General features: G+C 73.8%; 21 protein-coding genes. 17 read left to right on the forward strand and 4 right to left on the reverse strand.

The window, feature by feature from the left end:
• Positions 1-5 precede the first annotated feature (5 nt).
• Positions 6-770, forward strand: a complete 765-nt coding sequence (locus ACRAKH_RS14815; RefSeq protein WP_380721687.1) for a Clp protease N-terminal domain-containing protein — start codon at positions 6-8, stop codon at positions 768-770.
• Between the two features lie 59 nt (positions 771-829).
• Here the strand turns inward: ACRAKH_RS14815 and ACRAKH_RS14820 are convergent, their stop codons facing one another.
• On the reverse strand, positions 830-1,396 hold the full coding sequence (locus ACRAKH_RS14820; protein ID WP_380721690.1) for a snapalysin family zinc-dependent metalloprotease: 567 nt from the start codon (positions 1,394-1,396) through the stop codon (positions 830-832).
• Between the two features lie 186 nt (positions 1,397-1,582).
• Here ACRAKH_RS14820 and ACRAKH_RS14825 point away from each other — a divergent pair, with 186 nt between their 5' ends.
• The 4 genes from ACRAKH_RS14825 to ACRAKH_RS14840 all read left to right on the forward strand — a co-directional run bounded on the left by ACRAKH_RS14825 (position 1,583) and on the right by ACRAKH_RS14840 (position 4,734).
• On the forward strand, positions 1,583-2,164 hold the full coding sequence (locus ACRAKH_RS14825) for a PadR family transcriptional regulator (RefSeq protein ID WP_380721693.1): 582 nt from the start codon (positions 1,583-1,585) through the stop codon (positions 2,162-2,164).
• Positions 2,161-3,336: an FAD-dependent oxidoreductase gene (locus ACRAKH_RS14830; protein WP_380721696.1), complete on the forward strand. Its 1,176-nt coding sequence runs from the start codon at positions 2,161-2,163 to the stop codon at positions 3,334-3,336. The genes ACRAKH_RS14825 and ACRAKH_RS14830 overlap by 4 nt, the downstream gene beginning before the upstream one ends.
• Positions 3,337-3,385: 49 nt before the next feature.
• Positions 3,386-4,120 carry a class I SAM-dependent methyltransferase gene (locus ACRAKH_RS14835; RefSeq protein WP_380721699.1) on the forward strand — a complete coding sequence of 245 codons (735 nt, stop codon included), beginning with the start codon at positions 3,386-3,388 and terminating at the stop codon, positions 4,118-4,120.
• A 101-nt stretch (positions 4,121-4,221) separates the two neighbouring features.
• On the forward strand, positions 4,222-4,734 hold the full coding sequence (locus tag ACRAKH_RS14840; RefSeq protein WP_380721702.1) for a DUF1360 domain-containing protein: 513 nt from the start codon (positions 4,222-4,224) through the stop codon (positions 4,732-4,734).
• A 57-nt stretch (positions 4,735-4,791) separates the two neighbouring features.
• Here ACRAKH_RS14840 and ACRAKH_RS14845 read toward each other — a convergent pair whose 3' ends face one another.
• A complete protein-coding gene (locus tag ACRAKH_RS14845) occupies positions 4,792-5,913 on the reverse strand; it encodes a carboxylate-amine ligase (protein ID WP_380721704.1) in 1,122 nt (373 codons plus the stop codon).
• A 280-nt stretch (positions 5,914-6,193) separates the two neighbouring features.
• Between ACRAKH_RS14845 and ACRAKH_RS14850 the strand changes: the two genes are divergently transcribed.
• Positions 6,194-6,610 carry a hypothetical protein gene (locus ACRAKH_RS14850; protein ID WP_380721707.1) on the forward strand — a complete coding sequence of 139 codons (417 nt, stop codon included), beginning with the start codon at positions 6,194-6,196 and terminating at the stop codon, positions 6,608-6,610.
• 108 nt (positions 6,611-6,718) lie between these two features.
• Here the strand turns inward: ACRAKH_RS14850 and ACRAKH_RS14855 are convergent, their stop codons facing one another.
• The gene (locus ACRAKH_RS14855) at positions 6,719-7,606 is read right to left on the reverse strand and encodes an NAD(P)-dependent oxidoreductase (RefSeq protein WP_380721710.1); all 888 of its coding nucleotides are present in this window, start codon (positions 7,604-7,606) and stop codon (positions 6,719-6,721) included.
• A gap of 115 nt (positions 7,607-7,721) precedes the next feature.
• On the opposite strand from ACRAKH_RS14855, the gene ACRAKH_RS14860 reads away from it, so the two are divergent.
• The 8 genes from ACRAKH_RS14860 (at position 7,722) to ACRAKH_RS14895 (ending at position 15,982) form a co-directional block, all read left to right on the forward strand.
• Positions 7,722-8,726: a GlxA family transcriptional regulator gene (locus ACRAKH_RS14860; protein WP_380721713.1), complete on the forward strand. Its 1,005-nt coding sequence runs from the start codon at positions 7,722-7,724 to the stop codon at positions 8,724-8,726.
• Between the two features lie 308 nt (positions 8,727-9,034).
• A complete protein-coding gene (locus ACRAKH_RS14865; protein ID WP_380721716.1) occupies positions 9,035-10,945 on the forward strand; it encodes a S8 family peptidase in 1,911 nt (636 codons plus the stop codon).
• Positions 10,946-11,047: 102 nt separating this feature from the next.
• Entirely contained in the window at positions 11,048-11,998 is a 951-nt protein-coding gene (locus ACRAKH_RS14870; RefSeq protein ID WP_380721719.1) for a helix-turn-helix domain-containing protein, read from the forward strand.
• Between the two features lie 139 nt (positions 11,999-12,137).
• Positions 12,138-12,533, forward strand: a complete 396-nt coding sequence (locus ACRAKH_RS14875; RefSeq protein WP_380721720.1) for an ATP-binding protein — start codon at positions 12,138-12,140, stop codon at positions 12,531-12,533.
• A 118-nt stretch (positions 12,534-12,651) separates the two neighbouring features.
• Positions 12,652-13,416: an ANTAR domain-containing protein gene (locus tag ACRAKH_RS14880; RefSeq protein WP_380721737.1), complete on the forward strand. Its 765-nt coding sequence runs from the start codon at positions 12,652-12,654 to the stop codon at positions 13,414-13,416.
• A gap of 171 nt (positions 13,417-13,587) precedes the next feature.
• Positions 13,588-13,968, forward strand: coding sequence for an STAS domain-containing protein (locus ACRAKH_RS14885; protein WP_380721721.1), 381 nt, complete (start codon positions 13,588-13,590; stop codon positions 13,966-13,968).
• An 84-nt stretch (positions 13,969-14,052) separates the two neighbouring features.
• The gene (locus ACRAKH_RS14890; RefSeq protein WP_447009882.1) at positions 14,053-14,820 is read left to right on the forward strand and encodes a copper chaperone PCu(A)C; all 768 of its coding nucleotides are present in this window, start codon (positions 14,053-14,055) and stop codon (positions 14,818-14,820) included.
• 43 nt (positions 14,821-14,863) lie between these two features.
• Positions 14,864-15,982: a site-2 protease family protein gene (locus tag ACRAKH_RS14895; protein ID WP_380721725.1), complete on the forward strand. Its 1,119-nt coding sequence runs from the start codon at positions 14,864-14,866 to the stop codon at positions 15,980-15,982.
• A 12-nt stretch (positions 15,983-15,994) separates the two neighbouring features.
• Here ACRAKH_RS14895 and ACRAKH_RS14900 read toward each other — a convergent pair whose 3' ends face one another.
• Positions 15,995-16,936 (reverse strand): NAD-dependent epimerase/dehydratase family protein, encoded by a 942-nt coding sequence (locus tag ACRAKH_RS14900; protein ID WP_380721727.1) that lies wholly within the window; start codon positions 16,934-16,936, stop codon positions 15,995-15,997.
• Between the two features lie 316 nt (positions 16,937-17,252).
• Here ACRAKH_RS14900 and ACRAKH_RS14905 point away from each other — a divergent pair, with 316 nt between their 5' ends.
• From ACRAKH_RS14905 to ACRAKH_RS14915, 3 genes are all read left to right on the forward strand, one after another.
• On the forward strand, positions 17,253-18,071 hold the full coding sequence (locus ACRAKH_RS14905) for a peptidoglycan DD-metalloendopeptidase family protein (RefSeq protein WP_380721729.1): 819 nt from the start codon (positions 17,253-17,255) through the stop codon (positions 18,069-18,071).
• Positions 18,072-18,252: 181 nt separating this feature from the next.
• Positions 18,253-19,221 (forward strand): substrate-binding domain-containing protein, encoded by a 969-nt coding sequence (locus tag ACRAKH_RS14910; protein WP_380721731.1) that lies wholly within the window; start codon positions 18,253-18,255, stop codon positions 19,219-19,221.
• 40 nt (positions 19,222-19,261) lie between these two features.
• A complete protein-coding gene (locus tag ACRAKH_RS14915) occupies positions 19,262-20,980 on the forward strand; it encodes an acyltransferase (protein WP_447009883.1) in 1,719 nt (572 codons plus the stop codon).
• The last annotated feature ends 155 nt before the right edge of the window (positions 20,981-21,135 follow it).

Here is a 21,135-nt window from a genome sequence, read left to right on the forward strand (position 1 = left end):
ACGACATGACGGGAGACCCGATCGATTACGAGCGGTGGACCCTCAGCGCGAGGTCGGTGCTCGGCTCCGCCATGGAGCACGCGCGCCGGCACGGCCACCACCGCGTCGACACCGGGCACCTGCTGCTCGGGATCGCCTCGGACCCCAACGGCCCCGCGTACCTGTCGATGTGCGGGCTCGACGCCGTCGCCGTGCGCGCCGAGGTGGAAGCGGTCCTCCGCTCGTCCGACCAAGGCCCGCGGACGGTGTTCGGCCTGGACGAGTTCGCCCTCACCGACGACGCGCGGGCCGCGCTGGAGTCGGTCGCGCGCGACGTGCCGGAGGGGCCCATCGGTCCGTTGGACCTGCTCGTGGGGCTCGTCCGGGAGCCGGCGGGCGCGGCCGGCGTGCTCGTGGCCGACGGCCTGACGCCGGAGGGCGTCCGGGACGCCTACCGGGGCGTGATGGACAAGCTCAAGAGCGGTTCGTGGAGCGGGTCCGGGCCGGGGCTGGCGCTGTCCTGGCCGGCCCGCGAACCGGAGCAGGGCGCCGTGCCAGCCGAGATCCGCGAGATCACCGACCGGGTCGTCGAGGCGCGGCGGCGCAAGGAGGCCGCGATCGAGGCGCAGGACTGGGAACGGGCCGCCGCCGAGCGCGACGTTGAGAAGGACCTCCTGGCCGCCCGCGCCGAACGCGTCCGCGAACTCGCGGGAACGCTCGACGTGCTCGCGCTGGTCGAGGAGTTGGAGGCGCTGCGGACCGGTGTCGTGGCCCGCGGCGACTCGCCCTGACGGGACGTGCGCCGGCCCCGTGAGGCGGCTCGCGCCACCCCACGGGGCCGGTCACCGGATCAGTACACGAAGCACTCCATGGCCGCGTACCCGGCCGCGCGGACGTCGGCCGTGGCGGCCCACCCGGCGAAGCGGCGCTCCACCTCGGCCCGCTCGGCGGAGTTCGGCAGGTCGTTCCGGCACGAGATCGGCGCGCTGGAGCCCGACATCAGGTCGGCGCACAGGCCGGTCCGCCGGTCCGGCAGGCCGAGGATGTGCCCGATCTCGTGGGTCGAGATCCGGGGCCGGTAGTAGCCCTGCTGGACGGCCTGGCGTCCCATGTAGACGGTGCCGTTGCCGAGCGACGACACGTAGGCGCGCGGCCAGCCGTTGTCCGCGTAGATGCGGATGTTGACCGGCGTGCCCGCCGCCGCGCGGACCAGCCGGACGTTGGACACGGAGTTGTTCCAGTTGGTCGCGGCCCGGTCCCAGTCGGCGACGAACTCCTGCGCCTGGCTGACGTCGTAGTACAGGGTGCGCGCCAGGGCCTGCGGTTCCGCCGACGCGCCGGGCGCGGCCACCGCGACGAGCGGCAGCACCAGACCCAGCACGGTCAGGACGACGCGCACGGCCTTTCGTACGAACATGGTGGTCTCCTCGGGGTACAGGGAAGCGGGGCGCCGACGGCAGGGAGGCGCCCCGGGTACCAAGCAACCAGTCGTCGCCGGTTGTCACCAGCCCCATACGTAGGGTTGTGCGCCCGTCGCTTCGGATCAGAGTAGTTGACACCGACTATCCTCTCCTGAATAGTCAGAACTGATCAGGAGGTGGCGGTGACGGCGAAGCGCAAGGTCGGGAACCTGCTCGGGCTGGCCGTGCTGGGGTACCTGGTGCGGCAGCCCATGCACCCGTACGAGCTGGGCAAGCTCATGCGGGAGCACGGTGACGACCGCAGCATCAAGTTCACCCACGGCTCGCTGTACATGGTGTTCGGCCAGCTCGCGAAGGCCGGGTTCATCGCGGAGCACGAGACGACCCGCGACGGGCAGCGGCCCGAGCGGACCGTGTACGCGCTGACCGACGCGGGCCGGGCGGAGCTGAAGGACTGGATGCGCGAGCTGGTCGCCGAACCCGGCCACGAGTACCCGCGGTTCGTCGCGGCCCTGTCGATGATCGGGGCGCTGCACCCGGACGAGGTCGCCGCCCTGCTGCGCGACCGGCTGGCCGGCCTCGGCCGACAGCGGGACGAGGCCGCCGCGGTCATCGCCGGCGCCGACGCGCACCCCCTCTTCCTGGTCGAGGAGGAGTACCGGATCGCCCTGCTGGACGCCGAGATCGCGTTCGTCCGGCACTTCCTGGCGCGCATCCGGGACTGGCGACCGCTGTGGGCGGGCTTTCACGAGGGGGAACGATGAGGGCGACCGTCATCGGCGGCGGCATCGGCGGACCCGTCGCCGCCATCGCGCTGCGCAAGGCCGGGATCGAGGCCACCGTCCACGAGCGCTACGACCGCGCCGCGGGCGGCTCGGGCGGCGCGCTGAGCATCGCGCCCAACGGGGTGCAGGCGTTGGAGGTGGTCGGCCTGGCCGACGCCGTGTGGGACGTCGGCACGCCGATGACCGCGATGGAGATGCGGAGCTGGACGGGCAAGGTGCTCGGCCGGTTCGGCAGCGAGCCGCCGCAACTCCTGGTGTGGCGGTCCGACCTGCACCGCGTCCTGAGGGAGGAGGCCGCCCGCCGGGGCGTCACCGTCCGGCACGGCGAGGAGTTCGTCACCGCGGTCGACCACGGCTCCCACGTCACCGCGCACTTCGCGGACGGGTCCGAAGTGGACTCCGACGTCCTGGTCGGCGCCGACGGCATCCGGTCCACCGTCCGCGCGGTCATCGACCCGGACGCGCCGCGACCGCGGTACTCCGGCCTCCTCGGGTTCGGCGCCCGCCTGGCCCGCACCGGCGAACCGTCGACGGGCGGCGTCATGCGGCTGGTCTTCGGCCGACGCGCCTTCTTCGGCTACCAGGTCCACGACGACGGCTCCGGCGGCTGGTTCGCCAACCTGCCCGCCGCCACCCCGCTGACCACCGCCGAAGCCCGTGCCACCGGTTCCGGCGAGTGGCTGGCCGTGCTGGGGGAGGCGTTCGCCCGCGACCGCACGCCCGCCACCCGGCTGATCGGCCGCACCGACCCGGCCGACCTGGTCGTGACCGGCGCGCTGGAGGACGTGCCGAGCGTGCCGACGTGGAGCCGCGGCCGCGCGGTGCTGGTCGGCGACGCGGCGCACGCCACCTCGCCCAGTTCCGGCCAGGGCGCCTCGTTGGCGTTCGAGAGCGCCGTGCAGCTGGCCCGCTGCCTGCGCGACCTGCCGCACGACCGGGCGTTCCAGGCCTACGAGGGCCTGCGCCGCGCCCGCGTGGAGCGGATCATCGCCCAAGCGGCCCGCACGAACCGCGACAAGGCCGCCGGTCCCGTCGGCCGGGTGCTGCGCGACCTGCTGATGCCCGTGGCGCTGAAGTTCGTGGACCAGCGGAAGTTCACCTGGCAGTTCGACCACCGCGTCGAGTGGGACGACACCCTCGCCCCGGCGTGAGCCGTAAACGGTTGGACCGGCGCGAATCGGCCCCGCTACGTTCCGGCGCATGGACCACGCCGAGTTCCGCGACCCCCGGCTCGTGCCGCTCTACGACGCCAAGTACGGGTGGGGCGTGGACGACGACTTCTTCAAGTCCGTTGTGGACGGGACGCCCCGGGCGAGGGTCCTCGACCTCGGCTGCGGGACGGGGCGGTTGGCGCTCGGCCTGTCCGCCGCGGGGCACGCGGTGACCGGCGTCGACCCGGCCCGCGCCTCCCTCGACGTGGCCCGCGCCAAACCGGGGGCGGACCGCGTCACCTGGGTCGAGGGCACGTCCGCCGACCTGCCCCACGGGGTGTTCGACGTCGCCGTGATGACGAGCCACGTCGCCCAGTTCCTCGTCACCGACGAGGAGTGGTCGCGGACGCTCGCCGACCTCCGGCGCGCGCTCGTGCCGGGCGGGCGGCTGGCGTTCGACACGCGTGACCCGCGCGCCCGCGGGTGGGAGGCGTGGAACCCGGCCGACACGCTGCGCACCGTCACCCTGCCGGACGGGGCGGAGGTCGTGGAGTGGACGGAGGTGGACGCGGTGCGCGACGGCCTGGTCACCTTCACCCACCACTACCGGTTCCCCGACGGCGAGGAACGGCTGGGCACGGCCACCATGCGCTTCCGCGAGGAGCACGAGGTGCGCTCGTCGTTGGCGGACGCGGGGTTCGCCGTCGACCACGTGTACGGCGGCTGGTGCCGGGAGCCGGTCGGCGCGCCGGACGGCGAGCTGCTGGTCATCGCGCGCACCTGACCCCGTGGGTCGGCCGGAGCACGGCCGACCCGACCGTTCAGGTGTCCCATCGCGCACGAATCGCCGAGTTTGAAGCAGCGGGTTCCGGCAACACCTCACGCATGCTGTTTACCGAGGTGTTCGAGCGTGTGCGGGCGGAGTACTCCAACGGCGAGGACCGGCCGTTGAAGGGCTACCTGACGACGCTGTCGTCCTATGCCGCGTTGGTCGCCACGGCCACCGCGATCGGCAGGCGCGCGGGCGTCCGGCCGCCGGAGCGGGTCTCGCTCGGCGACACGGCCCTCCTCGCCGTGGCGACCCACAAGGGCAGCCGCCTGCTGACGAAAGCCTCGGTCACGAGTGTGCTGCGCGCGCCGTTCGCCCGGTACGAGGAGCCGGCCGGGGCCGCGGAGGTCAACGAGTCGGTCCGCGGCGACGGCGTCCGGCACGCGGCCGGCGAGCTCGTGACGTGCCCGTTCTGCTCCGGCGTGTGGATCGCCAGCGCCCTCACGGCGGGCCTGGTGTTCGCGCCGCGCGCCACCCGGCTGGTCGCGACCGTGCTGTCGGTCGTGGCCGTGTCCGACTGGCTGCACCTGGGCGACCAGGCGTTGAAGCGCGCTGCCGAGGGGGAGTGACATCTCGGCGCGGGCGGCCTGGGCGCACGATCGGCAGCGCGCGTGCGGGGGCGTGCGTCACGCCGTGTGCTGGAACGGACCTCCGGTCCACCCCTCGTTGCCCGACAGGGTGTCGCTCGCGAGGTGGTCGAGGACGTCGGACATCTGCCCCGCGCGGGTGAAGGCCCGACGTTGTCTCGTCGCACCGTCACCGTTGGTGTCCATTGTGGACATGAGTTGCCGGATCAGGGCGACGTCGCCGTCGTCGATGTTGTCCTGGACCCGGTGCACGAGCCGGTCGAGCAGCAGGCGGGTCGGCACGAGCTGGTGGGACTGCACGTCCAGCGACAACCCGGTGACGCCGTCCCGCGCGGCACGCCAGGACGCGGCGCGCAGCACCTCGTTCGGCACGACCGGCGCCGGGAGACCGCGACCCAGGTCGGCCAGCGCCGTGGCGACCAGGCCGCGCACCAGGGCGGCCAGCAGCACGGCCTCGTCCACCGTGGCGGCGACGTCGGCGACCCGCACCTCCACCGTCGGCAGGTGCGAGGACGGCCGGACGTCCCAGTAGATCGACCGCTGGTCGCGGGCCGCGCCGGAGGTCATCAGCAGCTCGCACGCCGACTCGTAGTGCGCCACCGACGTGAAGTAGGGCGGCGGGCCGCCGCCCGGCCAGCGCGACCACACGACCGAGCGCCAGCTCGCGTACCCGGTGTCCCGACCGCGGGCGAACGCCGAGTTGGCCGTCACCGTGCCCAGCACGGGCAACCAGGACCGCAGGTGGTTGCACACCTGCACCGCCGTCTCCAGGTCCGGCACGCCGACGTGCACGTGGCAGCCGCAGATGGACTGCTCGGCGGCCAGCATCCCGTAGTCCTCGGCCAGCCCCCGGTACCGGTCGGGGTCGCTCGTCCGCACGTCCGGCCCGCCCACCGGCGCCACGCCGACGGCGAGCAGCCGGTCCCCGAGGCTGTGCGCGGTCTCGGCGGCCACCAGGCGGAGCCCGTGCAGCTGCCGGCGCACGTCCGCGAGGTCGTGGCACACGGGTGTCTTGGTCTCCACCTGGGCGGCTGCCAGCTCCTCGTCCAGCTCGACCCCGAACCGCCGCTTCGCCGCCTCGACGACCTCTCGGCCGTGCGGCGACGGCTCCCCGGTCCGCGGGTCCACCAGGAGGAACTCCTCCTCGACACCCAGCGTCAACTCCGACGGAACCCGTGGACCACCCACTGTCGCTCCGATCACCGTTGGGTCGTGGGCCTTGGAGATACCCGTCGACCTCAGGTGGCCAAACCCGTCCTCTGTGGACTCGGGAGGGTTCGGAGCCCTCGGATCGGCCGGCCTGACCACGGGTTTGCCGGCCGATCCGGAGGGTATTCCGGTCCGTTCGCCCGGCCCGCGCCCCGGATTGCCCCGGTAACGCCCGGCCCGGCGCGCGCGACAGCAGAGCCAGACGGCTGTGGCGCTGACGACTGGGGTGGGCATGAGCGTGTGGAGCGAGCTGGACGTGCTGGACAAGGTGTGCGACGCGCTGCGCGGCGTCACGATCGCCAACCCGTCCGGCCACCACCTCGGGCGGCCCTACATGACGGCCTACCAGCTGGCGATCAAGCTGGACCGCGACCACCCGGAGGTCGCCCGGACCCTCGGCGTGGCGGTCGGCGGCAGCGGCGTCGGACGCCACACCAGCCTGGCCCAGTACCTCGCCCGCGAGCTGTCGCAGCGGATCGGCCGCGAGGGCGAGGTGTACCCGGTCGAAGGCGCGTTCCTGTCCAACGACCACGTCACCGCGCTGACGTACGCCACCCCCGACGGCACGACGATCACCAGCAGCCGGCCCGGCACCGGCCTCGACCTCTCCATGTTCCGGCTGCGCGCGCAGGTGCCCGTCCAGTCGTAGGCGGGCGGCGGCGTCCGGTGGCCGGGCGTCCGGCGTGCGGGCGTGGGGCGGCCGGGCGTGCGGTGGGCGGGCGTGCGGTGGGCGGGAATCCGGTGGGCGGGCGTCCGGTCAGCCCGCGGCCCGGAACTGCCCGATCATGGCCGCGTAGCCGTCCTCCGCGTGACCGGCGGCCACGGCGCGCTCCGCCAGGGCCTTCACGAACCTCGGCAGCTCGGTGTTGATCCCGGCGGCCTCGCTCTCGTGGAGGACGTGCTCCATCGCGCCGAGGTGCGTGCGGATGGTGGAGTCCTCGGCCGCGTACTCGCCCCGGTCGATCTGCCGCGAGTAGTCCACCGTCCACTCGGAGACGGTGGCGATCAACTTCCTCGCGATCGGCGCGAACGCCGCCGCGTCCACCTTCGCCGTGCCGACCAGCGCGGCGCCGTGCAGGAACCCGTTCAGCAGGCTCCACATGAGCCCCAGCATCGCCGTGTCGTACAACGCGGACAGGCCGTGGTCCTCGCCGAGGTACGTGGTGTCACCGCCGAGCGTCCGCAACGTCGCCTCGTGCGCGTCGAACACGGCCCGCGGCCCGCTGTGGAGGATCAGCCCGTCCGCCGTGCCGATCCCGACCGGGATGGCCATGATCGCCCCGTCGAGGTAGTCGGCGCCGCGCCCCGCCGCCCACTCGGCCGTCTCCCGGGCCTGGGTCGTCGTCCCCGAGGTCAGGTTCACCACGGTCCGGCCCGCGAGACCGTCGCCCACCGGGTCGAGGAGCTTGTGCACCGCCTCGTAGTCCGAGACGCAGACGACGGTCAGCGGGCTCGCCGTGACGGCGTCCTCGACCGACGCGGCGAGGACCGCGCCGCGGGCCACGAGGGCGTCCGCCTTGTCCGCCGAGCGGTTCCACACCGTCGTCGGGTGACCGGCGGCCAGGAACGCCTCGGCCAGCGCCCGGCCCATCAGCCCGAGCCCGATGACCGTCACGGGGGAGTGGCCGGTACTGGTGTCGCGCATCTTGTGTGCTCCATTCGGTTCAACTCTGGTGGCACGTAGGTTCGCACCGCGCCGAACCGGCTCGACAGTGGCAGGAGTGCCGATCTTCGAACGGTTCCTGCCGTACGCTCACGGCATGAGCGCTGGGACGGTCGCGATCGCGGTGGCGGACGACATCGGGTCGTGCATGTGGGACATGTACGAGATCGCCATCCCCTGCTCGGTGTTCGGCCTGCCGCAACCCGACCTGGCCGACCCCTGGTACGACCTGAGGCTCTGCTCGGTCCGCACGGAGACCGCGCCCAGCGCGCAGGGCTTCTCGCTGCGGACGCGGTACGGGATCGAGGACCTGGTCACGGCGGACACCGTGATCGTCGCGGCGGTGCCGGACTCGGTGGTGCACGGCGAGCCCATGTCCCCGGAGCTGATCGAGGCGCTGCGCGCGGCGGCCGACGCCGGCGCGCGGATGGTGTCGCTGTGCTGCGGCGCGTTCGCCCTCGCCGAGGCGGGCCTCCTCGACGGCCGCCGGGCCACCGCGCACTGGATGCACACCGCCGCGCTGGCCGAGCGGTACCCGGCGGTGCGGGTCGACGACTCGGTGCTCTACGTCGACGAGTGCGACGTCCTCACCAGCGCGGGGATGTCGGCGGCGCTGGACCTGTGCCTGCACATCGTCCGCTGCGACCTGGGGGCGCACGTCGCCAACCAGCTCGCCCGCCGCATGGTCGTCCCGGCCCACCGCGCGGGCGGCCAGGCGCAGTTCATCGACCTGTCCGTCCCGGTCACCGACGACGACAACCTGGGCCCGGTGCTCCAGTGGGCGGTCGAGAACCTCGACCAGCCGCTCACCGTCGACGACCTGGCCAGGCGCGCCCGCATGAGCATCCGCACGTTCCACCGCAGGCTCCGCGCGGTCACCGGCACGACACCGCTGAAGTGGTTGCTCGGCCGGCGGATCGCCCACGCGCAGGCGTTGCTGGAGACCACGTCCCTGCCGATCGAGAAGATCAGCGAGCGCAGCGGCCTCGGCACGGCCACCAACCTGCGCCGCCACTTCGCCGCGCAGGTCGGCGTGTCGCCCACCGACTACCGACGGGCGTTCGAGACGTCCGCGCTCCCGGCGGCCACGCAGGCATCGTGACGCGGTGACCGGGGGTCGTCGCCCGGCGCGGCCCTGAGGCGGGCGAGGTCGCCGTCGGCGGTTCCGGCAGCAGGCGGCCGACGGTCGGGTGCCGTGCCGCCGCACTGCGTCGGTGTGCCGCGACGTCGGCCGTTCACGGTCCGGTTCGACCTGTCCGGCGTGCTGCCCGGCGCCGGTGTTCGGGACGCCCGCCGGCCCGACCCTTAACGATTAATTCTTCCGCGCCCGCACAAGGTGACGCACTATCTCCTGGCACCTCAGGAACGCCCTCGCCGTTTCCTTCCCTGCCAATCAAGGAGCGCGTCGTCGTGAGCAGGAAGAATATTCGTTATCTCGTTCTCGTGTCGGCGGTGGCCTGCCTCGCCGCGGGCGTCAACGGGGTGGCGCAGGCCGACCCGCCGGGTCCGTCCGGCCGGCCGTTCGTCGAGAACGTCGCCGCCGGCGCCGAGTACGACCAGTACATCGTGACCTTCAAGGCCAGGTCGGAGGCCGGTCGGTCGAGCGCCGCGAGGGCGGAGGCGCTGCGCCGGACCGGCGAGAAGCACGGCGTGTCCGTGACCGAGGTGCGCCAGTTGGCCACCGGCGGCCACGTCGTCCGCACCAACCGGAATCTCTCGGGTGACCAGGCGCGCGGATTCCTGCGTTCGCTCGCTTCCCGTTCCGACGTCGAGTTCGCGGAACCGGATGTCACGTTCTTCTCCACCGCCACCCGGAACGACACGTACTACGACCGGCAATGGCACTACTGGGAGACGACGGCGGGCATGCGCCTGCCGAAGGCGTGGGACACCGCGGACGGCGCGGGCGTCACGGTCGCCGTGGTCGACACCGGCCGCACCGCGCACTCCGACCTCGACGGCAACACCGTCGGCGGGCACGACTTCGTCAGCGACCCGTGGGTCTCGCGGGACGGCAACGGCCGTGACGCCAACCCGCAGGACGAGGGCGACTGGATGAAGACCGGCGAGTGCGGCACCGACGAGAACGGCAACCCCGTGCCGCCGTCGGACCGCACGTCGAGCTGGCACGGGACGCACGTCGCGGGCACCGTCGCCGCGGTCAGCGACAACGCCAAGGGCGTGTCGGGCGTGGCGCCGAAGGCCAAGCTGGTCCACGCCCGCGTCCTGGGCCGCTGCGGCGGCTCGCTGTCCGACATCGCCGACGCCGTGACGTGGGCCTCGGGTGGCACGGTGAGCGGTGTCCCCGCGAACGCGAACCCCGCCAAGGTGATCAACATGAGCCTCGGCGGCGCCGGCGTGTGCAGCAGCACGTACCAGAACGCGATCAACGGCGCGGTGTCCCGCGGCGCCACGGTCGTCGTGGCGGCCGGCAACTCCAACCTGGACGCCTCGCGGTTCCAGCCCGCGAACTGCGCCAACGTCGTGACGGTGGCGGCGCTCGACCGGCAGGGCAACCGGGCCGCGTACTCCAACTACGGCACCACCGTGGACGTGGCCGCGCCCGGCGGCGAGACCGCGACGGCCGCCGACGGCGTGCTGTCGACCCTCAACACCGGCACCACGACCCCCGGCTCGGAGAGCTACCAGCACTACCAGGGCACCAGCATGGCGACGCCGCACGTGGCGGGCTTGGCGGCGCTCATGCTCGGTGAGAAGGCGATGTCCCCGGCCGACGTCGAGGCCACGTTGAAGCGGAACGTCCGGCCGGTCCCCGGCTCCTGCACCGGCGGCTGCGGCGCCGGGCTGGTGGACGCCGAGAAGACCATCGCGTCGCTGGGCGGCGGCACCACGCCGGGCGGCCAGCTGCTCGCCAACCCCGGGTTCGAGTCGGGCAACACGGGCTGGTCGGCCAGCTCGGGCGTGATCACCACCGACGCGACGTACGCCGCGCGCACCGGGTCGTGGAAGGCGTGGCTGAACGGCTACGGCCAGTCCCACACCGACACCCTGTCGCAGGCGGTGGCCATCCCGGCCACGGCGACGGCCGCCACCCTGTCGTTCCACCTGCGGATCGACTCGGCGGAGACCGGGACCGTCGTCTACGACACCCTGAGGGTGCAGGTTCTCGACTCGGCCGGCACCGTGCTGTCGACGCTGGCGACGTACTCCAACGTCAACGAGAGCGCCGGGTACGTCCTGCGGTCGTTCGACCTCAAGGCGTACGCGGGCAGGAGCGTCACGATCAAGTTCACCGGAGCGGAGGACGGCAACCTCCAGACCTCGTTCGTGATCGACGACACGTCGCTCACCACGAGCTGATCCGCGCGCGTGGGCAGCGCCTCGCCACCCGGCCGAGGCGCTGCCTACTCGCGCGTAAGGGGAACCTTTGCATCCGCACGACGCCGAGTTACCGTGCCCCGCGTGACGAACGGACAGGACGCCTTCCCCGAGGCACTCCGGGCCGCCATCGACCGGCGCGGCATGAGCCTGGAGCGCCTCTGCGACCGTTTGCGCACCATGGGCACGCCCGTCAGCACGGCGACGCTCAGCTACTGGCAGTCGGGCCGCACCCAGCCGGAGCGCGCCGCCTCCCTGGCCGCCCTGCGCAACCTGGAGCACATCGTCGGCCTGGCCACCGGCGAGCTGGCCGGGCTCCTGGACCCGCCGAAGCCGCGGGGGCGCAGCGCCACCCGGCCGCACCGGACCGTCGTCGGCAGCGAGTTCTTCCCGAACGCCGACCGGGTGGAGGCGCTGCTGCGCGACCTCGACCTCAGCCGGGACACCCAGCTGACCCGGCTCAGCGGGCACGACCGCGTCCTCGTCGGCCCCAACCGGGCGCTGCACACGTGGCAGAGCCGCCAGGTGCTGCGCGCCGAGGAGGACGGCGTGGACCGGCTCGTCGTCGTCCACCAGCTCGACCTGCCGTGCGACGGCACCGAGCGCATCCGCGCCGTCCGCAACTGCGAGGTCGGCCGCGTCAAGGCCGACGTGGAGGCGGGGCTGCTGGCCGCCGAGATGGTCTTCGGCCGCTCGGTGCCCAAGCACGAGACCATCCTCATCGAGCACGACGTGGTCGCCCCGTCGGCCGGGTCGCCGTCCACGTTCTTCGAGCGCCGGTGCCGGACGCCGGTGCGGGAGTACCTGATGGAGGTCCGGTTCGACCCGGGAGCCCTCCCCGCGCGCTGTTCCCTGTACACCGCCGCCGACGGCGTGGAGAAGGTCCGGCCGGTGGGGTTGGACGACGACCGGACCACGCACGGCCTGGTGCTCGACTTCGGTCCCGGCCGCTTCGGAATCCGCTGGGAGTGGCCGGACGCCGAGTGCCCCGAGAACGCCGAGGTCGTGGCGGGGTTCCGGGGCGGACCGGCGTAGCTCGTCCACAGTGGACGGATCGCCGCGCGGCCCCGCGGCACGCCCGGCGCGGGGCCACGTCCGTGTTTGATCCATTGGGGTGTTGGGTATCAATCCGGTGTTTCCGCCTTGAAAACGCAGGGCACTGGAGGGCTGACCCGTGAGCGCTGTCGATCTACCCAGGGATGGTGTCGACCTCGACCTGCCCGGCGCCCCGCCGAGTCCGGCGGAACTGCTGGGCCTCGTGGCCCGGACCTTCCCCGACGCGGGTCGGGAGCGGCTCGTGGACGTCCAGGTGGTCGCCGCGCAACTGGTCGGCAACGCCTACCGGCACGCGGGACCTCCCCGTCAGCTCCGGCTGCGCCCGTCGCGCGCCCGGGACGTGGTCCGGATCGAGGTGGACGACGGGCGCCCCAGCGCGCTCCCGGTCCTCGGCCGGGTGGACACCCCCGAGGACGGCCGCGGCCTGGTGATGGTCAACCGGCTGGCCGTGAACTGGGGGCACAGGTCCCAGGGTGACCGCAAGACGGTGTGGGCGGAGGTCAGGCTCGTCTGAGCCGCCGACGCACAGCACTCCCACCAGGCTCGCCGGCCGCGGTCGGCGAGCCGATCCATTCCCCACCCCGCGTACGGCGTGGGGCACGACCGGTGTTGAGGACGAGGAGGCCGGTGTGTTGGGCGAACGAGAACGCGCGTCGGGCGATGCCGGCGACTCGCTCAGCGAGAGACTCGTGCGGCGGCTCGACGACGTCACGGACGCGTTGGGGAGCCTGTCGCAGCTGTTGGAGCAGGAAGAAAACCTGGAAGTGATCCTCGACCGCGTCTGCCGCCAGGTCGTCCAGGCGATCCCGGGCGCGGACCGCGCCAGCGTGACGCTGCTGCGCGACGGCGGCCCGCACACCGCGGCGACGACCGACGAGCGCGCCGGCGAGGTCGACGAGGCCCAGTACCGTGCCGGGTCCGGACCGTGTCTTGAAGCCGCGACCACCGGGAAGGTGGTGCGCGTCGCCGTCGCCGAGGCGCACGAGCGCTGGCCGGTGTTCGCGGCCGCGGCGGCGAGGCTCGGCGTGTCGAGCTACCTGTCCGCCCCGCTGTTCATCGACGCCGAGTACCGCGGCTCGCTCAACCTCTACGGCGAGCAGGACCACGGGTTCCGCGAGCTGGACGCCGCCCTGCTGGAGCTGTACACCACGGCGGCCGAGACGGCGCTGCGCAACGCCCGCCGCTACCTGAAGACCCGCCAGCACGTCGTCCACCTGCGCGAGGCGCTGAACTCCCGGGCGGTGATCGACCAGGCCAAGGGGATCATCATGGGCGCGCACCGCATCCCGGCCGACGAGGCGTTCACGCTGCTGGTCGAGCGGTCGCAGCGGGACAACGTCAAACTGCGCGACGTGGCCGAGCGGTTCGTCGCCGACGTGATCGGAACCGATCACTGATACCGGGTGTGACCCCGCTGCGTCACCGCCCAAGGAGTCCTATTCACCCCATCGAGTGACCTCGCTGGGGGTTGAGGTCGGCGACGTGGCGCGGGTTACCGTGGTCCGACGCGAAGTCACGGGAGTCGGCCGGTGTCCGACCGCCGACGAGTTGCCAGGAGGCACGGTCCGTTGAGCGAACAGGTCGAGGTTGCCGCGCACATCCAGGTGGAGACCGTCCGGCGGCACGGTGTCACCGTGATCCGCGTCGAGGGCGAGATCGACATGCTGACCTGCGACGAGGTGCGCGGCGAGGTGATCGAGGGCCTCACCGAGCCCACCGAGGTGCTGGTGCTCGACCTGACCGGGGTCACGTTCTTCGGCTCCGTCGGCCTGTCGATGCTGATCGAGGCCCGGCACCGCGCCGAGCTGCGCGACATCCGGTTCGCCGTCGCCGCCGACCAGCGCGCGGTGCTCGGCCCGATGACCGAGACCGGCATCGACGGCCTCGTCGTGCTCCGCGCCGACGTCACCGAGGCCGCCGCGGCGGCACGGGCGCGCTCCGCCGCCTGACCAGGGGCGCGACCTCCGACGGCACGATCGCCTGACGGCCCGCCGAGGGCGTTCGGACAGGTCGTCCCGGGGTAGCCGCCCGGTATGGACTGGCTGCGAACCCTCGCCGCCCTCGCCGCGACGTCGCTGGCCGTGTCGTCCTGCGGCCCGCCGCCGCGCGAGCCGGACGGCGGCACGACCGGGGCGAACGGGCAGGTCGGCGACGTGCGGCTGCGCGACGTCGTGGTCGAGGCCCCGCCGGACCACGCCTGGCGCCCCGGCGACGCCGCGACGGTCCGGCTGACGCTGCTCGGCCCCTCCGACGAGCCGGACGTCCTCACCGGCGTGCGCTCCGACGACGCCGCGCGGGTCGAGCTGTGGGCCGACGCCGACTGCGACGGCGTGAGCGAGCGTGTCGACACCATCGCGGTCCCCGCCGCGAACGAGCTGGACACCGGCTACCACCTGCGGCTCGTCGGCTTCACCCGGGAAGTCCTCGCCGGCACGGCGGTCCGGCTGACCTTCACGTTCCAGCGCGCCGGCGAGGTGGCGCTCACCGCCCTGGTCGCGGTCGGCGGCGACGACGTGCCGCCGCCGACCTGCGGCACGTCGACCCGGCCCGCACCGGGCGAACCCCCGACCCGGCCCGAGGTGACCCTGCGCGGCCGGGTGGAGGAGGGCGTCGAGCCGGGCTGCCTCGTCCTGGCCACCGACCGCGGCCAGTTCCTCCTGCTCGGCGGCGACCCGGAGGTCGTCCGACCCGGCGCGGACGTCGTCGTGGAGGGCGTGGCCCGGCCCGGCGAGGCCACCACCTGCCAGCAGGGCACCCCGTTCGCGGTGCGCGAGGCCGAGCCCGCGCCGACCACCCGATGAGCCCGCGCGACCCGGCGCGCCGACGAACAGGACGGTACGAGCGATGATCCACCTGGCGCGGTTGTGGGGCATCGGCGTCCGGCTGCACTGGAGCGTGCTGTCCGTCGTGGCGGTCCTGGTCCTCGGCCTCGGGTTCGCCCGCTTCCCGGTCGCGTTCCCCGACCGGTCGGGCGCGGCCTACCTGCTCGCCGGCCTCGGCGCGGCCGTGGGCTTCCTGGCGTCGCTGCTGGCCCACGAGCTCGCGCACGCCGTGGTCGCCCGGCGCGAGGGCCGGCGGGTAGAGGGCATCACGCTGTGGATGCTCGGCGGCCTGGCGTCGTTGCGCGGTGACGCCCGCACCCCCGGCGAGGACTTCCGGGTCGCCGCCGTCGGCCCGGCCACCAGCGTCCTCGCCGCGGCCGTGTTCGGCCTCGCCGCCACGCTCGCGGAAGCGGCGGGAACCGACGCCCTCGCGACCGGCGTGCTCGCCTACCTCACGCTGGCCAACGTCGTGCTCGCCGTGTTCAACCTCCTCCCGGCCGCCCCGCTCGACGGCGGGCGCATCCTCCGGGCGGCGCTGTGGCGACGCTGGGGCGACCGCCACCGCGCGACGGTCGTCAGCGCGGACGTCGGACGCGGGTTCGGGGTCGGGCTCGTGGTCCTGGGCGGGTTGGCGCTGGTCACGGGGCGTGCGGACGGCCTGTGGCTCGCGATGGTCGGCGTGTTCATCGCCGTCGCGGCGACCGCGGAACGGTGGCAGGCCGAGCTGGGGGCCGCGCTGTCGCACCTGCGGGTGCGGGACGTGATGACGCCGGACCCGGTCACCGCGGACGGCGCGCAAGCCGTCGGCCCGTTCCTGCGCGACCTCGCGCCCGCCCGCGGCCACTCCGCGTTCCCGCTGGTGGACGAGGTCGGCAGGCTCCAAGGGCTGATCACGCTGGACCGGCTGAAGGACGTGCCCGTGGACCGGCGGGACGTCACCGCGCTGCGGGACGTCGCCTGCCCGCCCGCCGACGTCACCGTGTCCGGACCGGACGAACCCCTGCCCGACCTCCTGTCCGACCTGGACGGACGCGCCGACGGCCGGGCGCTCGTGGTCGACGGCGGCCGGCTCGTCGGCATCGTGTCGCCGAGCGACATCACGCGCGCCGCCGTGCTGCACGGTCCCGGCGCCGGCCGGTGACCTGTCGACCCGTCACCCGATCGAGCGCAACCCGCGGTGCACGCCGGTCTCCTCGGTGTCCAGCGCGAGCTGCGTCTCCGGCCGGAGCCGGCCGTCGTCGTCGAGCAGGTCCCGCCAGCACCGCGCGGGCTTCCAGCCGAACAGGTGGGCCGCCTTCGCGCACGAGATGCCGGACGCGTCCTCGCGCGGCACGGGCCGCAGCTCGACCTCGTCGCCGAAGTGGCGGCGCACCAGCTCGTGCAGCGACAGGCCGGCCGCGTTGTCCGCCGCCGCCGCGTAGACCACCTCGTGACCGGGGGTGTCGGCCGCCGTCGCCACCGCGATGAGGTCCGCCACGTCGTAGACCAGCACGTACGACCAGAACGACGCGCTGGTGTCGGAACCGCGGGCGCGCACCACCGGGCCGATGTTGCGCTCGACGTTGCCCTCCCACTGGATCCACGTCGGCCGGATCGAGACGCCGGTCAGGTCGCTCCGCGCGGCGGCGGCGTCCATCAGCTCCTCGCCGACCCGCTTGGACAGCGCGTACGGGTCCTGCGGCCGGACGGGGTGCTCCTCGTCGATCGGCGCGTAGTCCGCGTGGAAGTGGCGCCGGGGGAAGGAGAAGCCGGGCACGGTCTCGCTGGAGATGAACACGAACCGCCGCACCCCGGCCCGCTCGGCGGCCTCGACCAGGTGGTACGTCGACATGACGTTGTTCTGGAAGATCACCTGGGACGGGTGGTGCTCGGGGCTGGGGATGGCGGCGGCGTGGACGACGGCGTCGTGGCCCGGCACGAGCGCGGCGACCTGGCCCGCGTCCGCGAGGTCGGCCTGGAAGTAGGCGGCGTCGCGGGACCGGTCGTGCACCGGGGGAGCGATGTCGACCCCGGTCACCTCGTGCCCGTCCCGCAACAGCCGGTCGACGGTCGCCGCACCCAGCTTGCCGTGGGCGCCGGTGACGAGAACCCGCATGCGAATCCTCCTCCCAACCGGTCGTGAGTGGTGGGAACTTCCTGGTAGGACGGTGCACCGCGTCAACCGGGGGAGTTCCCCGCCGACACCGCCCGAACCCCGAACGGCCGTTCGCGCGGCCCTTCGCGCCGGGTGACGACCGCCCGGCCGCCGCGGGAGACGGACGTCGTTCGCACAGCCGGGAACGGCTGCCCCTGGGGGTTCGTGCCGGCGGCCGTGCCCGGTGCCGCCGGATGGCGGTCGGTCGAACGTCCGTCGCCGGACCGTCACCGGGCGCATACGGTCCGGAGTCACCAACTCGGACACCGGGAGCGTTATGACCAACGGTGGAATAGCCAGGCGAACCATCCTGCGCGGCGGGGTCGTGGCGGGGCTCGTGACGGTCGGGACGGCGCGCGCGGCGCAGGCCGTCCCGGGGTTCTACAACCCGTTCAGCGGCTACCGGATCACCGGGACGTGGGAGGACCACCGCGCCGCCGGCTCGCTCGGCGGCATCGACTTCGGCATGGCCGTGGGCACGCGGCTCCCCGCGGCCGGCGGCGGCGTCGTCACCAACACCCCCTACAACGGCACCGGCGGCCACACCGTCACCATCCGGCACGACAACGGCTACCGCACCCAGTACCTGCACCTGTCGCAGTTCCTGCTCGCCAACGGCGCCCGCGTCGGCATGGGCGGCGTCGTCGGGCTGTCGGGCGGCGCGGCGGGCGCGCCCGGTTCCGGCTCGTCCACCGGACCGCACCTGCACTGGCACATGATCGACCCGGGCGGCACCCGCATCAACCCGCTGGTCTATGTCGGCGGGGGTGGCGGGCTGCCCAAGACGACCACCGAGCAGGACGGCATCCCGGGCACCCTCTTCTGGCAACGCGACCAGACGTGGGTGGCGCGGGAATGGGGCTACACGGGCCCGATCGACGGCGCGCCGGGCGCGAACACCTACGCGGCGATGCAGCGGGCGTTCCGCGACTACGGCTACACCGGCCCGATCGACGGCGTTCCCGGGCCGAACACGTGGGCCGCGGCGCAGCGCCTCGCCGCGCGGTGGGGTTACACCGGCCCGATCGACGGTGTCATGGGACCGAACTCGTGGCGGGGGTTCGCCCGCTTCCTGAACCAGGACAAGTATGACTAGCGCCCACGCCGGCTCGACCGGCTCGCGACCAGCCGAAAGTTTTGCGAAATCTTTGCGATACGCAAGACCGCAGTGTGGTCAGCTTGTCGCACACCAACCGGGCAACGAGTGGTAGAAGAGGTGAATCGTTGCAGTTCACCGGCTCGATTGTGTTTCGCGAATTTCCCGATAGTGTCGGAGCGTGAGTCGATCGAGGTTGGCCGGCAGCGCCACCACCGCCGGGATGTCGCCCACGACGGCCTCCAGGGTCGTCAACCGCGCGTGCCGCGGTGGCCGTGCCGCGGGAACGGCGCGTGAACTGCCGTCGGATCACGCGCCCGCCGACGGGCGCCGTCCCGCGCCGCTGGTGGAGCTGGTCTTCCCCGCCCTGAACACCGCGTGGGCGATGGAGGTCATGGGCGGCGTCGTGGACTCCGGGCTGGACGTCGTGATGTCGCCGGGGGCCGGCCGCGGCCCGACGTGGGCCCGCGACCTGGTCCGGGCCGGTCGCGCCGGCGTGCTGCTGGTGGCGTGCCCGATCAGCCCCGCCGAGCGGCGCGTGCTCGCCGCCGGACGCGTCCCGGTGGTGCGGGTCGACCCCGTCGACGCGGTCACGCCCGACCTCCCGACCGTGGGCGCGACGAACCGCGCGGGCGGCATGACGGCGGCCAAGCACCTCCTGTCGCTCGGCCACCGCCGCATCGGCGTCGTCGGCGGCCCGCCCGACATGTTGTGCAGCACCGCCCGCGTGGACGGCTACCGCGTCGCCCTGGACGGCGCCGGCATCCCGTTCGACCCGGCGCTGGTGCGGCACGCCGACTTCACCCGCGAGGGCGGCCACCGGGAGGCCCGGGACCTCCTGCGCCTGCCCGACCGCCCCACCGCGATCTTCGCCGCGAACGACGAGCAGGCGCTCGGCGTGATCGAGGCGGCGCGGTCGGCCGGCCTGTCGGTGCCCGGCGACCTCAGCGTCGTCGGCTTCGACGACCTGCCGGCCGCCTGGCGGTCCTCGCCGGCGCTCAGCACCGTCCGCCAGCCGCTCGCCGCGATGGGCCGGCAGGCGGGCTGGATGCTGGCCGACCTGATCGCGGGCCGTCCGGCGATCATCGACCGGGTCGAGCTGGCGACCTCGCTCATCGTCCGGTCGTCCACGGCCCGCGTGCGGAGGTAAGCGCTTTCCTCGGCCTCGTCGGCTCACTAGCCTCGAGGTCATGGACGCGGCATCCGCTCTCGAAGACGCCTATTTCGACTACTGCCCCTGGGACTTCGAGCGCCGCGCCTCGGCGGAGCAGCGCGCCGCGCAGGCCGCGCGCCAACAACGCCTGACCGACGACGGCGCCACCATCGGGCCGCACTGCTTCGTCTCCGCCGCGGCGGCCGTCTTCACCGACGCCCTGCGGCTCGGCGGGGACTCCTACATCGCCGGCCACGCCTACGTGACGGGGGACGTGACCACCGGCTCCGACTGCACGGTGAACCCCTACGCCACCGTCCGGGGCCGGGTCGCGCTCGGCGACGGCGTGCGCATCGGGGCGCACACGTCGCTCCTCGGGTTCAACCACGGGTTCGCGCCGCACGCGCCCGTCTACCGGCAACCCGACACGAGCAAGGGCATCACGATCGGCGACGACGTGTGGATCGGCTCGAACGTCGTCGTCCTCGACGGCGTCACGGTCGGAGACCACTGCGTCATCGGCGCGGGCGCCGTCGTCACCAGGGACCTGCCGCCGTGGACGATCGCCGCCGGCAACCCGGCCCGCCCGCTGCGCGACCGACGCACGGGGGAGGCGGTGCGACACCGCGCGACGACGGCCGGTTCCGGCTTGGCGGACGCGGTGTCCCGGTTCGCCGACCGGGCACGGGACCAGGCCGCGGCGGTGGTGGCCCGGTGCTGGGACGCCGACGCGGGCCGGTACGCCGACCGGCCGGGCGCGCCGCCGACCGTCCGCGCGCACTGCGACGCCGTCGAGGTCGCCGACCTGCTGCTGGGCTCGCCCCCGCCGCAGCTGTCCGCCGCCGAGCACGTCGAGCGGTTGCGAGCGTCGCAGGACCCCGTCACCGGCCTTGTCCCCGACTGCGGACCGGACGATGAGCCGGGCACGTTGCCCGCTCCCGCGCCCGACGGGTGGGTTGACGACGGCGCGGCCGAGTACCACGTGCTGTCGGTGGGCTACGCGCTCGACCTGCTCGGCTCGCGCTTCGCCCACCCCGTCCACGTCGCCGCGGGCATGACGGCCGGACGGCTCGTCGCGAGGCTCGACGCGTTGCCGTGGCGCACCCGCGCGTGGTCCGCCGGCGCGTGGGTCGACACGTGGGCGACGGCCGCGTACCGCAACGCGGAACTGGGGGTCGAGCCCGCCGATCCCGGTGCGCTGGAAGCGTTGTTCGGCTGGCTCGTCACGCGGGCGGACCCGACGACGGGCCTGTGGGGCGGGCCGGGCGCGCCGGGGAGCGGGCTGCTGCAACGGGTCAACGGCGGCTACCGGCTCAGCCGCGGTTCGTTCGCGCAGTTCGGCCTGCCGCTGCCGTACCCCGACCAGGTGGTGGACACGGTCCTGGCGCACAGCCGCGACCCGCGCTGGTTCGCGCCCGGTCGGGAGAACGCCTGCAACGTGCTCGACGTGGCCCACCCGTTGTGGCTCGCCGGGCGGCAGACCGGTCACCGCGCCGCGGAGGCGCGGGCGTGGGCGGAGGAGCACCTGCGCCGGGCGCTGGACCGGTGGCGGGACGGCGCGGGCTTCGGCTTCGGCCCGGCCGGCGAGGGCGGGGGAGGTCCCGGTCGGGAGCCCGGCTTGCAGGGCACCGAGATGTGGCTCGCGATCGTCTGGCTGCTGGCCGACCTCCTCGGCCTCGCGGACCGGCTCGACTACCGGCCGCGCGGCGTCCACCGCCCGGAGCCGGGGCCTTCAGCGGTGTTCGGCCGCCGATGACCCGGCCGGCGCCGTGCGCTCCGACGTCCGGCCGTTCGGCCAAAACCGGAGCCGAAACTTTCGAGCCGTCTCGCTAGACGTGCTCGGTCTACCGCGTCCGACCGAATGGCGGCGGCGGTGACCCGCTGGTCGGATTCGACCAGCGAGTTCCCCGA

The sequence above is a fragment of the Saccharothrix hoggarensis genome, assembly GCF_052936025.1.